18 protein-coding genes are annotated in these 14842 nt (G+C 37.9%); 9 read left to right on the forward strand and 9 right to left on the reverse strand.

The features are described from left to right. Positions 1–2 precede the first annotated feature (2 nt). From C3V44_RS01985 to C3V44_RS01990, 3 genes are all read left to right on the forward strand, one after another. Positions 3–1829, forward strand: a complete 1827-nt coding sequence (locus C3V44_RS01985) for a HEAT repeat domain-containing protein (protein ID WP_106095342.1) — start codon at positions 3–5, stop codon at positions 1827–1829. Between the two features lie 107 nt (positions 1830–1936). Next, positions 1937–2071 carry a hypothetical protein gene (locus C3V44_RS12480; RefSeq protein WP_256387419.1) on the forward strand — a complete coding sequence of 45 codons (135 nt, stop codon included), beginning with the start codon at positions 1937–1939 and terminating at the stop codon, positions 2069–2071. A gap of 102 nt (positions 2072–2173) precedes the next feature. Beyond that, positions 2174–3667, forward strand: a complete 1494-nt coding sequence (locus C3V44_RS01990) for a sulfatase (RefSeq protein WP_106095343.1) — start codon at positions 2174–2176, stop codon at positions 3665–3667. On the opposite strand, the gene C3V44_RS01995 is transcribed toward C3V44_RS01990, so the two are convergent. The 9 genes from C3V44_RS01995 to C3V44_RS12020 form a co-directional block, all read right to left on the reverse strand. Next, a complete protein-coding gene (locus tag C3V44_RS01995; protein WP_106095344.1) occupies positions 3664–5292 on the reverse strand; it encodes an AMP-binding protein in 1629 nt (542 codons plus the stop codon). The two genes, C3V44_RS01990 and C3V44_RS01995, sit on opposite strands and share 4 nt — an antisense overlap. Positions 5293–5318: 26 nt before the next feature. After that, positions 5319–5993, reverse strand: coding sequence for a tRNA (guanosine(37)-N1)-methyltransferase TrmD (gene trmD / locus C3V44_RS02000; RefSeq protein ID WP_016479511.1), 675 nt, complete (start codon positions 5991–5993; stop codon positions 5319–5321). Between the two features lie 4 nt (positions 5994–5997). Then, positions 5998–6636 (reverse strand): hypothetical protein, encoded by a 639-nt coding sequence (locus C3V44_RS02005; RefSeq protein WP_016479512.1) that lies wholly within the window; start codon positions 6634–6636, stop codon positions 5998–6000. Positions 6637–6666: 30 nt separating this feature from the next. Next, positions 6667–7269, reverse strand: a complete 603-nt coding sequence (locus C3V44_RS02010; protein ID WP_106095345.1) for a thioredoxin family protein — start codon at positions 7267–7269, stop codon at positions 6667–6669. 63 nt (positions 7270–7332) lie between these two features. Continuing rightward, positions 7333–8565, reverse strand: a complete 1233-nt coding sequence (gene clpX, locus C3V44_RS02015; protein WP_002672217.1) for an ATP-dependent Clp protease ATP-binding subunit ClpX — start codon at positions 8563–8565, stop codon at positions 7333–7335. After that, a complete protein-coding gene (gene clpP, locus C3V44_RS02020) occupies positions 8565–9224 on the reverse strand; it encodes an ATP-dependent Clp endopeptidase proteolytic subunit ClpP (RefSeq protein ID WP_106095346.1) in 660 nt (219 codons plus the stop codon). The genes clpX and clpP overlap by 1 nt, the downstream gene beginning before the upstream one ends. Before the next feature lie 232 nt (positions 9225–9456). Continuing rightward, positions 9457–10785, reverse strand: a complete 1329-nt coding sequence (tig, locus tag C3V44_RS02025; protein ID WP_106095347.1) for a trigger factor — start codon at positions 10783–10785, stop codon at positions 9457–9459. 247 nt (positions 10786–11032) lie between these two features. Then, complete coding sequence (locus C3V44_RS12485) at positions 11033–11158, reverse strand: hypothetical protein (RefSeq protein WP_256387420.1); 126 nt, start codon at positions 11156–11158, stop codon at positions 11033–11035. Positions 11159–11165: 7 nt separating this feature from the next. Continuing rightward, positions 11166–11429: a hypothetical protein gene (locus C3V44_RS12020; RefSeq protein WP_164996599.1), complete on the reverse strand. Its 264-nt coding sequence runs from the start codon at positions 11427–11429 to the stop codon at positions 11166–11168. Positions 11430–11508: 79 nt separating this feature from the next. On the opposite strand from C3V44_RS12020, the gene C3V44_RS02035 reads away from it, so the two are divergent. From C3V44_RS02035 to C3V44_RS02060, 6 genes are all read left to right on the forward strand, one after another. Beyond that, entirely contained in the window at positions 11509–12354 is an 846-nt protein-coding gene (locus C3V44_RS02035) for an NADAR family protein (protein ID WP_174683106.1), read from the forward strand. 103 nt (positions 12355–12457) lie between these two features. Beyond that, complete coding sequence (gene udk, locus C3V44_RS02040) at positions 12458–13072, forward strand: uridine kinase (RefSeq protein WP_106095350.1); 615 nt, start codon at positions 12458–12460, stop codon at positions 13070–13072. After that, positions 13072–13380: a septum formation initiator family protein gene (locus C3V44_RS02045; RefSeq protein ID WP_002672207.1), complete on the forward strand. Its 309-nt coding sequence runs from the start codon at positions 13072–13074 to the stop codon at positions 13378–13380. Before udk ends, C3V44_RS02045 begins: the two co-directional genes overlap by 1 nt. Positions 13381–13411: 31 nt before the next feature. Next, entirely contained in the window at positions 13412–13729 is a 318-nt protein-coding gene (locus C3V44_RS02050; protein WP_106095351.1) for a DUF4298 domain-containing protein, read from the forward strand. Positions 13730–13779: 50 nt separating this feature from the next. Further along, complete coding sequence (locus C3V44_RS02055) at positions 13780–14196, forward strand: PaaI family thioesterase (protein ID WP_009750555.1); 417 nt, start codon at positions 13780–13782, stop codon at positions 14194–14196. Positions 14197–14213: 17 nt separating this feature from the next. Next, on the forward strand, positions 14214–14834 hold the full coding sequence (locus C3V44_RS02060) for an L-threonylcarbamoyladenylate synthase (protein ID WP_015782995.1): 621 nt from the start codon (positions 14214–14216) through the stop codon (positions 14832–14834). Positions 14835–14842 lie beyond the last annotated feature (8 nt).

Raw genomic sequence — 14842 nt, forward strand, 5'->3', positions numbered from 1 at the left:
AAATGAAACCTTTATACGATTTACAACAAGAACTTAACCGCCTGTTTATAGCAGGAAGTAAGTTTGCTAAAAATGACCCTCGCTTACAGAAGTACATTCCTATACTGAAGAAATTGGGAGAAAAGGCTCCGGTATTTAATAAATTAGCCCAAGAAGTAGAAGCATTGCTACAAGTTGAAAGCCAGCAATCTGCCGAAAAGCTATTAAATGTTTCCACTTTGCTCTATTCGGTACTCTATACACAAGGCGTTACTATACAAGCAGAAGCTACCAAAGCCCTACAAGAACCCAATGTATCTATAGCCGATGTGAATACAACCTATTCGTATTTACAACTGAAACCTGTATTGCAAGCTCTTACCCAGAGTAACTCAGGACGTTTAGAAGTACTTAAAGACGCTTTTGAACGTGGTATATTTAAAGATTCTCGTACCTTTGGTTATTTGAGTTATGCCTTGGCTGATAAGTATACTGAACTCGCCGATTATGTACTCCAAACTATTATTCCCACTTGTGGTCAAGCAATGCTCCCTTTCCTGCTATCGGATTTTCGTTTAGAGGATAGGACTGAAAACATACGCCGTTTGCGATTATTGTACCAGTTAAAGTATGCCGAGATGGATAGCCTAACGGATAAGATATTCAGTGAGAGTTTACCTAACCTACAAGCTGAAGCCATTAGCATAATAGCTGAGAAGAAAGATACGCAAACAGAAGACTTTATTATGAGCCTTACAGGTGACAAGAATAAGTTGGTACGGGAGGCTTCCTATAAGGCATTAGCAATATTGGGGACACAACGTAGCATCGATAAGTTACTTGCACTTTATGAAACTAATAAAGCAAAAGGAAATGCAAAAGCTCTGGCTGAAGCTATTTCTTTATTAGCAACACCTTCATATTATCAACCTTTTCTTAAAAAGGTATACGAGCAATTTAACATACTACTTTCAATAGAAAAAACAGATAACAATGCAACAGTAACCAATGCTTTTGAACGCTTTGCTATTGATTTGGATATTTTGGAGAATAAGGATTGTAATGAAGTATATGAGTTCTTATCTGAATTACTACAATCTCAGAAATTCAACACTCTTCGCAGAAGTTTATTTAAGAACACTTATGACCCCATACCTATGAAAATAGTGGGTATTCTCAATAGCTTTGAAACTGATAAGGTAGTGGCATTCTATGATAAGCATAAGCAATATCTCACTTTTAACAGTGGTTATAATGATTTGTGGATAAACTTTTTTTGGAGAGCTTTTAATAATGATAATTTTAGTAAGGAACAACTATTTGAAACATTTAGCACTACACTTGGAAAATCACTTGCAACAGGAAGTATGTTAGAAGCATTTAGTGGAACTAATGGTTATTATACTTATACAATTCGTAAATGTTCAGAGGTGAGAGTAGATAGAATAGACCCTCGTTGGATACCTGTGTTTTATTCATTCCTCCGTAGTCTTAAAAAGCTCCATAACAATTATGCATTAAATACTTTTATTATACTTGATGCCTTAGAAAAAGATGGAAAATCATTAGATGAATGGCTTTTGAAAGCACTCTCAGAAACTTTTTCAGAAGACACTATATGGTTGTACCGCCTTATTTTAAAACGAAACTTACCCAATAAGTATGAGCTTGTTTATCACTCATTAGAAAAAATGAAGGCTGGAAATGCTTATTATTTTCTGTATAACCTTTCTGACACAGATTTTTGGAAGCAGTTTCCTAAGGAATACGCACAGAAGTTCAGACTTTTGGCTGAGAAGAATAAGTTAAAGATATTTAAAGAAATAGCAGAAGAGATAGAAAGAGGATAACAAAAAGGGTGTGATATGAAAGCACAAATGAATGGTTAATGATTAATGGTTAGTGATTAGTAGTGAATTAGAATAAAGATTTTTATGCAAAGCTTATAGGATAGACGGTGCGAATTACACGGTCAGTCGTAGCACGACAGGCAGATAATGAAAAGACGAACAAAAGACGAACAAAAGACGAACAAATGACGGTGCGAGCCGCACGGGCAGACGAACAAATGACGAACAATAAATATATCTAAGATCAACTTAGACTCTATCTAAGATGAAATTTAGTTATTATTTTAGTTATATATAATTTTCTTTAATTGAAAAGTTGTATTTTTGCTGAAACTTTAAATAAAATGAGAACACTCTTTTTACTTGCTTCAACACTCTTTTTTCTCACAGTTGAAGCACAACGCCCTAATATAGTAGTTTTTATAGTAGATGATATGGGATGGGAAGACACTTCTTTGCCTTTTTGGAGTGAACGTGTTCCTAATAACGATATTTATCACACGCCTAATATGGAGCGATTGGCTTCGCGAGGGGTGCAGCTTACGCAAGGTTATGCGGCGTCAATTTGTTCGCCCAGCAGAGTGAGTTTACTTACCGGTAGCAATGCGGCACGCCACCGTGTTACTAACTGGACGTTGCACTACAATACCCCTACCGATGTGGAAGATGCCGTACTCACACCACCCGATTGGAATGTGAATGGTATTTCACCCATACCTAATGTACCTCACACTTATTATGCTAAAGCGCTTCCTCAGTTATTAAAAGAAGCTGGCTATTACACTATTTGCATAGGAAAAGCACACTTTGGGGCAACTCAAACCTTAGGGGCTAATCCGTTGAATTTAGGATTTGAGAAGAATATTGCAGGGCACGCGGGAGGAGGACCTGCAAGCTATTCAGGGCTTACTAATTTTGGCAATCGTACCGATGGACAACCTTCGTCGGCTTTTGCGATTCCTGACCTCGAAAAATATTGGGGTAAAGATATTTCTGTAACTGAAGCACTTACGTTAGAAGCGCTTGAAACATTAGATAACCGACCTAAAGACCGTCCGTTTTTTCTCTATCTCTCACATTACGCAGTGCATATTCCTATTGAGGAAGATAAGCGTTTCAGTGCTAAATATCAGCATTTAAATCCTATTGAAGCCCGTTATGCCTCGATGATAGAAGCTATGGACAAGAGTTTGGGCGATGTGTTGGATTACCTCAAAGCACATCAGTTAGAAAATGATACTTTTATTTTGTTTTTATCGGACAACGGAGGGCTGAGTGCCGTAGGTCGTGGTGGAAAGCCTAATACACATAATTATCCGCTACAAGCAGGTAAAGGCTCGGCTTATGAAGGAGGTGTGCGTATTCCTATGATAGCCTGTTGGCAAGGGCAACTACCCACAAATAAGCGCACGGAGCAACCTGTAATTATAGAAGATGTATTTCCGACACTTTTGGAAGTGGCAAAGATAAAAGACTATAAAGTACCTCAAAAGGTAGAAGGGAAAAGTTTTTTGACAACCTTAAAAGGTAAAAAAGTAGGAGAGGAGCACCGTTGCTTTTATTGGCATTGTCCTAACAATTGGTATACAGTAGAAGGCTATGGTTATGGAGCTTCGAGTGCTATAAGGCAAGGTGATTGGAAATTAGTATATATGCACAAAACAGGTGAAAAACAGTTGTTCAATATTAAAGAAGATATAAGCGAAGCTCATAACTTAATTAAGCAGTACCCTCATAAGACAAAGCAACTCACAAAAAAATTGCGCCATTACCTCAAAGAAGTAAAGGCGCAGATGCCTATGAATAAAGAGACAGGGAAAATAGTTCCCTTACCTTAATCTTCGTCCTCTAAACCGAGTTCTCTCGCTGATATTTCACGCATTTCTACCTTGCGTATTTTACCCGAGATGGTCATCGGAAACTCTTCTACAAACTTCCAATAACGAGGCACTTTGTAATGAGCAATACGCCCTTTGCAGAAGTCATGGAGTTCTTCTTCAGTGAGGGTAACCCCTTCTTTAGGTTTAATCCAAGCCATAACTTCTTCGCCATATTTTTTGCTAGGGACACCAATTACTTGCGCGTCCATTACTCCTTTATAGGTATAAAGGAAGTCTTCTATTTCTTTAGGAGAGATATTCTCACCTCCGCGAATAATCAAATCTTTAATGCGACCTGAGATATGAATATAGCCATCCTCGTCCATCATAGCCAAATCGCCAGAGTGCATCCAGTGTTGTTCGTCTATCACCTGCTGTGTAGCCTCCGGACTGTTCCAATACTTCAACATTACTGAATAGCCACGGGTGCATAGCTCACCGTTCTCACCCCGTTTGACGATAGCTTTGGTCTCAGGATTGATAATCTTAATCTCTAAGTGATCGTGAATAGTTCCTACCGAGTAAATTTGTTTCTCGAAAGGTGCTCCTATTTTAGTTTGTGTAGAGACAGGTGAAGTTTCTGTCATACCGTAACAAATAGTTATTTCGTGCATATTCATTTGCTCTTTCACGCGTTTCATAATTTCAGGAGGACACAAAGCTCCTGCCATTACCCCTGTACGCAGACTTGATAAATCATAAGGTTGTTTGTCTAATACATACAGTTCTGAGATGAACATCGTAGGCACACCATAAAGCGAAGTACATTTTTCTTTCTCTACAGCTTCGAGTGTTTTAGTAGCGTCGAAACTATCGTTGGGGATTACCATTGTAGCCCCGTGAACTGTACAAGCGAGATTTCCAATAACCATTCCGAAACAATGGTAAAAAGGTACAGGAATACACACTCTGTCTTTTTCGGTATAATTCATTCGGATACCTATAAAATAACCGTTATTGAGGATATTGTGGTGAGAAAGTGTAACGCCTTTGGGGTTGCCCGTAGTTCCTGAAGTATATTGTATATTTACGGGGTCATCAAACTGCACTCTCTCTTCAAAAGAAAGTAGTTTCTCGTCAGTGATTTTTTCACCGCGTACTAAGAAATGTTGCCAGCTCTCTCCCCAATATACTTCTTTACGCAAAGTTTCAGTGAACTCACGCGCATCGTCTATCATTTTTTTATAATTACTACTTTTAAACTGAGGGGCAGCAAAGATGTATGATATGCCTGATTGATTGATTACATAAATCAACTCACTGGTACGATAAGCAGGATTGATATTCACCATTATCGCTCCTATTTTGGCGGTAGCATACTGCAAGAGCGTCCACTCATAGCAATTAGGAGACCAAATACCTACCCTATCGCCTTGTTTAACACCTAAGGCGATAAGCCCTTTGGCTACTGCCGTTACTTGTGCATAAAACTCGGCGTAAGAAACTCTGTAGTTTTGATGTACGGAGATAAGAGCCTCTTTATTAGGGTATTTTTCCACTGTTTTACGAAGGTTCTGGTCGATAGTTTTCCCTATAAGAGAGATATCGGAAGCTCCGTAGGTGTAAGCTAAGTTTTTATTCATAAGGATTATTTTAAGTTATTCTTTTGTTATTTCAGTAAGTCAGGTCGTTTGGCTTTGGTATGTTCATAAGCCATATTTTCCCGCCATTGTTCTATTTTAGGGGTATTGCCACTGGTAAGAATTTCGGGTACTTCCCAACCCTTGTAGTTAGCAGGACGTGTATAGACTGGTGGAGCCAACAAATTATCCTGAAACGAATCGGTAAGGGCTGAGGTTTCATCGGAGAGGACACCAGGGATGAGGCGAATAATTGCATCACAAAGTACCGCTGCGCCTAATTCTCCACCTGAAAGCACATAGTCACCTATGGATATTTCTTTGGTGATAAAGTGGTCGCGTACGCGTTGGTCTACCCCTTTGAAGTGCCCACACAAGATGATAAGATTTCTAGCCAATGACAGTTGGTTAGCCATCTTTTGTTGCAGTGTATCACCATCAGGGGTGAGGAATATTACCTCGTCATAATCTCTTTCAGCTTTGAGAGCTGAAATACACTTATCGATAGGCTCTATCATCAGCACCATACCTGCCCCTCCACCAAACTGATAGTCATCTACTTGTCGGTAGGCATTATTGGCATAGTCGTGTAGATTGTGGAAATGTACTTCTACTAATTGTTTATCAATCGCACGCTTTATAATGGAGTAGCCAAAAGGACTCTCCATTAGTTCAGGAACAACTGATATAATATCAATACGCATCAGTCTAACGATGTTTGTTTATTTCGTCTTGCAACTGGCGACGCACTTTCTGTTCGCGTTCAATAGCTGCTTTGCGATAGCTCTCGTATTCCTCTTGTAATTCTGATAATTGATGAAGAGACTTTCTTGTAACAATATTTCCGTTAGAGTATTTGTAAATATATAGCACTAATAGAACTCCTAAAGCAATAATAATTCCCCACATAATGGTATTGTATAAGCCTTTGGATAGTAAAGCTCCAAACAGATTCATACTATCTTTTTCATTGCGGGTCTGGTCTAAGGTAGTTTGTAAAGAGGCTATATTATCATTTAGTGTCTTAATAGTTTCTTCGTGAGTTTTTACTGTTTCCTTTTCAGCAGCAAGACGTGATTTTATATTATTCACACTGTCTGCCATACTGCGTTGAAAGCTGGCAAGCTTAACTTTGTCAAACATTTTGTAGTTTTGCCAAGACCCTGCTCTGTCTATCATACGTTGGAACTGTTCGGGTAGGCTTGTGGGCTTTGGTTCTTCAGGTTGTACTTCTACAGTAGTTGAAGCAGTTTTCTGCGAATTAAATGAAGTTGTTGTCGCATCTTGTGCTTTAATTGATACAGCAGGAAAGGCACTAAGTGCCATCATTATTATTAGTTTTTTCATATAACTTATATTTTAAATTAATAATTGAGGTTACAATGTTTTCATTATCTTCGTAAAATCGTCTACAATGGTGGCTCCTTTGTCCTGGTTGTACCATTTTTGTAGTTCTTCTTTGAATTCAGGGGTTAGTTTACCATTCTTAGCCTTTTCTTCTTCTACCATTTTAGTAGCTACTGACGGACGAGAGCCCCAATGTGCTAACACCTTATCTTCTAAGTCTAAAAACACTACTACAGGAATGGCTTTACCTCCATTGGTAAGAAAAAGATTCATCAGCTCTTCATTCTCATCTCTAAAAACAAGTTTCATAGTGATTTTAGGGTTGAGGGTCGCTATTTTATGTACTACGGGTACAATTTGAGCCGCATCAGCACACCAACTTTCGGTAATCACTAATAAACAAACACTCTTAGGGTAGTTTGCAAAGAATTGAGCCTTATCTTCAGGTATTTCTATGGTCTTATCTAAGCGTTTGTAGCGTTTTTGGTTTAAAGCAGTGTAATATATGCGTTCTTCAGTTTGTTCTTCTCCGCTCGATTTCCCTTCTGTTGCATACTTGTCTATCAGGTTGCGATAGGTCTCGTAAGAAACAGCTTTTAGGAGGCTATTGCGAATGATTTGTGTTGTATCCATATTCAATTAATTAACAATTAAAAGGTAAGGCACGAGCTACAAGCTCGCACCTGCTTTTATAATTTAAGAAGCTATTTGCAAAGCTGATTTGTTCAGTTTTTCCTCAGCGTATTCTTTGGTTATTGTCAGTTCTTTTACGCCTGAATTAGGAAGCTCAAACATCGCATCAGTGAGTATATTCTCGCATAGCGAACGCAAACCACGTGCGCCGAGTTTATACTCTAAGGCTTTCTCAACGATAAAGTCGAGTGCTTCTTCTGTTATATCAAATTTAATGCCATCCATCTCAAAGAGTTTTTTATACTGTTTGATGATAGCGTTCTTAGGTTCGGTAAGAATCATACGCAAAGTGTGTTTATCTAATGGATTCATATAGGTAAGCACCGGCAAACGACCTATAATCTCGGGTATCAAACCGAAGTCTTTTAGGTCTTTGGGTATGATGTATTGCACCAAGTTTTTCCTATCTACTTGTGTATTTTTAGACGAGTTGTAACCCACCGCTTGCATATTCAGGCGTTTAGAAATAACACGCTCAATGCCGTCGAAAGCTCCTCCGGCAATAAACAAGATGTGTTCGGTGTTTACTTCTATATACTTCTGATCGGGGTGCTTGCGTCCGCCCTTGGGAGGTACGTTCACCACAGAGCCTTCGAGGAGTTTTAGCAGTGCTTGTTGTACCCCTTCGCCCGATACGTCACGAGTGATAGAGGGATTGTCGCTCTTGCGAGCAATCTTGTCGATTTCGTCTATGAACACGATACCTCTTTCAGCTTTTTCCACATCGTAGTCAGCAGCTTGTAACAGGCGTGAGAGAATACTCTCTACATCTTCACCTACATAGCCTGCTTCAGTGAGTACTGTAGCGTCTACAATGGCAATAGGCACGTTTAGCATCTTAGCAATGGTGCGTGCTACTAAGGTTTTACCTGTACCCGTTTCGCCTACCATTATCACGTTACTCTTTTGTATTTCCACTTCATCGTCAGCATCAGGTTGTTGCAAACGCTTGTAGTGATTGTATACTGCCACCGAGAGTATTTTTTTAGTAAAGTCCTGACCTATTACATACTGGTCGAGGAATTTTTTAATCTCTTGTGGGGTTTTCAGGGTCATATCACCCGATACTACAGGCTTCCCTTTTTGAGCTTTAGTGCCGAATGCCTCTTCTATAATGATATTAGCTTGTTCAACGCAATAGTTGCATATATTACCAGCCATACCGCGAATTAGCATCTCGGTTTCGGGTTCTGCACGACCGCAGAATGAACAATATTCTACTTCTTTTTTAGCCATTATTTCCTTTCTAACACTTCGTCTATCATACCATACTCTTTAGCTTCGCGTGCTATCATCCAGTAGTCGCGTTCTGAGTCTTTATACACTTTTGCAAAAGGTTGCTTAGAGTGTTTGGCAATGATTTCGTAGAGTTCGTTTTTGAGTTTCAACATTTCTTTTAGATTTATTTCCATATCGCTGGCTACCCCTTGTGCACCTCCCGAAGGTTGGTGAATCATCACACGAGAGTGTGGCAATGCCGAGCGTTTGCCCTCAGTCCCAGCACATAGCAATACGGCAGCCATCGAAGCAGCAATGCCAGTGCAGATAGTAGCCACATCAGGTTTTATAAACTGCATCGTATCGTAAATACCTAAGCCGGCATACACGCTACCCCCTGGCGAATTGATATAGATTTGAATATCTTTAGCGCTATCCACACTTTCCAAGAAAAGCAATTGCGCAGTAACAATATTCGCTACTTGGTCATTTACATCAGTGCCCAAGAAGATGATTCTATCCATCATCAAGCGCGAAAACACGTCCATTTGGGCTACATTCAGCTGGCGTTCTTCCATAATGTAAGGAGTCATACTGCCGATAATCTTATCGTAGTAAAGACTATTTACACCGTGCTCTTTAGTAGCATATTTTCTAAATTCGTCTGATAAATTCACTTTTTTAATGATTAATTGTTAATAATTAAAGGTTATCTTTTTAGGAAGTATGGTTAGATAATGATTAACAGACTTCTACAAAATATCAAACTTTGTCTAAGTATAGCTGTTTTTACCTTTTATCTCTTACCTTTTACCTAAAAAGGGTAGTCCAAAATTGCCAAAGTAAGATACAGAAATGGTATTTATCATTAGCAATTTTGGACTGGTTTTTTATGTTTTTTGTGAAGTTCTATTCAGGGAAAGCTAACTTTACAAATTCATCGAAAGTAACTTTCTTTACATCAGTATTTACATTTTCTTTGTAAAACTCAATGAGTTTCTTAAATACCAATTGTTGCTGAATGCGTTGTACTTCTTCTCGGTTTTGTAATACACGGTCTACAATGCCGTCTACATAACTATCGTCATCGGTAGGCATACCGTATTGAGATAACTGTGCTTTGATATAAGTGCGCGCAAAGTCTTTTAACTCTTCAAATTTAGGGTGCAAGTTATTATCTTCCATTACCTTGCCTTCGATAAGCTGATAACGCAATCCTTTTTCTGAATGCTCGTATTCTTTTTCCGCTTCTTGCTCAGTAAGTTCTTTTTCACCAGCGGTGCGCAACCATTTTTTAAGGAAAGCAACAGGGAGGTCAAACTGAGTATTGTCTACCAAATAATCGGTAACGGTGTTTAAAAAATGCTGGTCGGCTTGCTCATTGTATTGTTGTTGAGCACCTTCTCTTATCTTGTTGCGCAATTGCTCTTCGGTGGTAACAGAACCATCAGGGAAAAGTTTATTAAACAATTCTTGGTTTAAAGCAGCTTTTTCGCGTTCATTCACTTCTTCCAGCGTAAAAGTAACTTCTACATCTAAGTGATGAGCTTCGTCGTGCGATACTTTTAGGTAGTGCATTAAGCTGTGTGCATCTTTAAACAATCCTTTGGTTTGCAATTGGAATTGGTCACCTATCTTTTTGCCTACAAACTCTTTGCGAACAGCATTGCTGAGTTCTTCTAAGGTGAAAGTAGCTTGTGAGTCAATACCTTTTTCCTCGTTAAAGAAAGTACCAGTTACTTCAAGACTGTCATCATCTATAACTTCGCCTTTGGCAACGAGTTTACCAAATTGTTTCTGAATGCGTTCTACTTGTTTGTCGATTTGGTCATCAGTAACGGTAATTTCGTAGCGAACGATTCCTTTTTTAGGTTGCAAGTTTACTTCGATAGCAGGAGCTAAGCCTATTTCAAACTCAAAAGTAAAGTCATCGGCATCTAAGTCGATGTCTTTTTTCTCTTTGGGGAGTGGGTTACCTAAAATATTGAGTTTTTCATCGCCTATGTATTTGTACAACGAGTCTTGTAACACTCGGTTTATTTCGTCAAACTTCACAGCTTTGCCATACTGTCTTTTAATCATACCAGCAGGTACGTGACCCTTTCTAAATCCAGGAATAGAAGCAGTTTTTCTGTAATCGTTTAGTACTTTCTCTACTTTATCGGCGTAGTCGTTTTTTTCAATAGCTATCTTAATGACAGCATTCAAAGCATCTACTTGCTCTCTGTTTATATTCATTTTTTAAAAAATATTAATCCAAATTTTTCAGTTTGCAAAAGTAGTACATTTTTTTTATATAGCAAAACTTTATGCTAATTCTTATATTTTAAAAGCATCAATTTTACTTTTTCTTCACCCTAAATTTTTAATCATTTTCATCTCATTATGCTCTTTCCGTCGCTACATTCCTCAAAGAGGAAGTTCGCAACAGTTCAGTATGTGAATAGGCAGAGGTTTCTTTTACCTTATCTTCATTCATTGTTCGTCATTCGTTCATCTGCCCGTGCGACTCGCACCGTCTTTTCTTCGTCTTTTCTTTATCTGCCCGTGCGACTCGCACCGTCATTTGTTCGTCTTTTGTTCGTTCTTTCTTCGTCTTTTGTTCGTTCATTGTTCGTTCATTGTTCGTCTTTTGTTCGTTCTTTCTTCGTCTTTTGTTCGTCTTTTGTTCGTCTTTTGTTCGTCTTTTGTTCGTCTTTTGTTCGTCTTTTGTTCGTCTTTTGTTCGTCTTTTGTTCGTCTTTTCTTTATCTGCCCGTGCGGCTCGCACCGTCTTTTGTTCGTCTTTTGTTCGTCTACCCGTGTGGCTCGCACCGTCTTTTTATTACCCGTACATAGTGCTATGATTGCCTCTCGTGCTACGACTGTCTGTGTAGCTCGCACTATGATATTAACAGTGCATTTGCTAATTATCTAATTATTTACTATCTTTGTCCCATTGTTAATGATTAATTATTCAATTATGGATTATATGACTCCGCAGTGGATTAAATATCCTGAACTTTCTGAATTTACGATGGGCTGGCGTATGGGCTATGGCGAAGAGTACCGTTACCATTTTTGGGATTGGTACGACACGCTTACATCTAAACAGCAACAAGAGTATCAAAAGCTTTTTCCTTATCCTGTTTTTTGGCATCACAACAATTGGAAAATGATTAATAATGACGGTAAATTATCTCAAGATATTGTTGATAATGAAGAGGATTATTACTTTGGAAGTATTTCCTTTTGGCAACCTAAGGGAATGTGTAAATATTCCAAAGAAACCTTTCTTAACTCTCCTAAAAAACTCAAGTTTCTCTTCTTTTGGAAACCTAATGCCGATGCCATAGATGAATCCTGTTTTTCGCAATGGCAACCTTCGTCTTTTAGGGTAAATGCTAATAAATATTTATGTGCTGAACAGTATATGATGGCTGAAAAAGCTCGTTTGTTTGACGATGAAGAAGTAGAAAAGGAAATAATGAATACTACTGATCCTAAGCTGATAAAGGCTTTAGGCAGAAAGGTACGCAATTTCGACCCTGTCGTATGGGATAAGGTGAAATACAGTATTGTACTTAATGGCAATTACTATAAATTTACCCAAAACCAAGCAATGATGGATTTTCTTTTATCTACGGGTGATAAGATATTAGTAGAAGCCAGTCCGTTAGACACCATTTGGGGCATTGGTTTAGGTAGAGATAACGAAAAAGCATTCAACATCGCTTCGTGGCGTGGTAAGAATCTCTTGGGGTTTGCCCTAATGGAAGTACGAGATGAACTGCGCAAACTTTATAAGAACGCACACTTGTTGCTATAGTATGTAAAGACCAATCACTAAAAGAACTTCTCATTGACGATTTTTAAGTTTTACTTTGTCAATTGAGTAGTATTTTATACTTTTGCCCCAAAATACATCAAAGATGCTTATCATAGGAATTACAGGAGGAACAGGTTGTGGTAAAACAACTGTTGTTAATCAAATTATTAAAGAACTCTCAGGCGAGGAAGTTACCGTTATTTCACAAGATTCTTACTATAAAGATTTGAGTTATCTTAGCTTTTCTGACCGCACCAAAATCAATTTCGACCATCCCAACTCTATCGATTTTGATTTACTTAAAGAACATTTATTAGCATTAAGAGAAGGAAAAGATATTCAAAGTCCTACTTATTCATTCGTAGAACACAATCGTACTAACGAAACCATTTTAGTTAAACCTACCAAAGTGGTAATTGTAGAAGGTATTCTTATCTTTGTACACCCCGATATCCGTGAGCTTTTTGATATTAAAATATTTGTACACGCCGATTCTGATGAACGACTTATACGTCGTATCAAACGCGATACAACCGAGAGAGGTCGTGATGTGAATGAAGTACTCAATCGCTATCAAACCACCTTAAAACCTATGCATTTAGAGTTTATTGAACCTGCTAAAGAATTCGCCGATATCATTATTCCTAATAATAAGCGCAATAAAGTAGCTATTGATATCATTAAAACAATAGTGCATAACCGTATATTTCAAAAATAATGAAAAAGTTACTTGAATATCTATCTTTATTGAAGGGTTATAAACTATATCTTGCCATATTATTCTTTTTTATAATATGGATGACTTTCTTTGATGCTAATTCTATATTAACTCATCACGAGCTCAATAAAGAAAGAGAAAAACTCAATAAGCAAAAACAGTTCCTTAAAAGGGAGATTGAAAAAGATAAAAAAGAACTTCAATCTCTTTACACCGAAGAAGGTAAAGAGAAGTTAGGACGTGAAATATACTATCTCAAACACGACGACGAAGAAGTGTTTATCATCGAATACGATAGCATTAATTAAAACAATAAACTAACTTTTTTTTGAATTAGCTATGAACAAACGATATGAGAATATTAGCAAGATGAACGACATTCTTGCTAAATTAGAAAATACTCTTACCAAAGCTCAAGAAGTATTGGAAGAATGGAAAGCGATTCAACCTGAGTATGACCAGTTGGTAGCTTATTACGATAGTAAACAGTGGCGCCAAGACTATTTTGATAGCAACGATGGTAAAATACCTGAAGAAGTACCGCAATGGGTACTCACACAAGATGCTATTTTTGATGCTATTGGCACTCAGTTTTATTTAGCTGATGAATATCGCACTTTATTGGATAAAATTAAAGCAAAAGAAATGAACCCTTAGGAAATCACCGCTTATACTTTTGTAAACTCTTAAAGTTTTTACCAAATCATATGAATAAAGAAACCTTGCGACAACTGTGGGAAACACTACCTCCTAATAATTTAATGCGTGATTGGCAAATGGAAATTGCTGAAATTACTGAAAGTACTATTACTCTTAGTATGCCAGTTACCGAACGCGTTACTCAGATAGATGGGGTTCTTCACGGGGGGGCTACACTTGCGCTGGCAGAAACAGCAGGGAGTTTAGGAGCTTATTTGCTCTATCGAGAAGAAGGAGAGCAGATACGAGGTATAGAACTAAGTGCTAATCACGTGCGAGCAGGTAGGGTAGGAGATACACTCTATGCTAAGGCAATATGTGTGAATGCAGGTAGAACGCTCCAGTTATGGGAAATAAAAGTAACAAATCAAGACGAAAAGCTTATCTCTTACTGCAAATTTACCACTATAAGAATTAATTACTAACTGTTAATCATTGAAAAATGGCTGAGTTTATAAAACTATATAACGAAAATCCTAATGAAAAAGATATAAATAGGGTAGTAGAAGTCCTTCGCCGTGGAGGATTGATTATTTATCCTACCGACACAGTTTACGGATTGGGCTGTGATATTACTAACACTAAAGCTCTTGAAAAGATTGCACGTATCAAAGGGGTAAAGCTCGAAAAAGCAAACTTCTCTTTTGTGTGTTCTGATTTAAAGAACCTATCAGATTACGTAAAACAAATAGATACAAGTACTTTTAAGTTGTTGAAACGTACGTTACCTGGTCCTTATACTTTCATTATGCAAGGTAATAATAATTTGCCTAAAGATTTTAAGAAGAAAAAAACAGTGGGTATTCGTGTCCCCGATAATTTAATAGCTCGTACAATTGTAGAGAAATTAGGGAACCCTATTGTATCTACCTCTATTTATGATGAAGATGATGTGATAGAATATACCACCGATCCAGAACTTATTTTCGAGAAATGGCAAAACAAAGTAGATTTGGTGATTGACGGCGGTTATGGCGATAATGTAGCTTCCACAGTTATAGACCTTTCAGGAGATGCTCCTAAAGTATTGCGTGAAGGCAAAGGAGACATATCGATTATTTAATATTAGCC

The sequence above is a fragment of the Capnocytophaga sp. oral taxon 864 genome, assembly GCF_002998835.1.
GTDB lineage: Bacteria > Bacteroidota > Bacteroidia > Flavobacteriales > Flavobacteriaceae > Capnocytophaga > Capnocytophaga ochracea.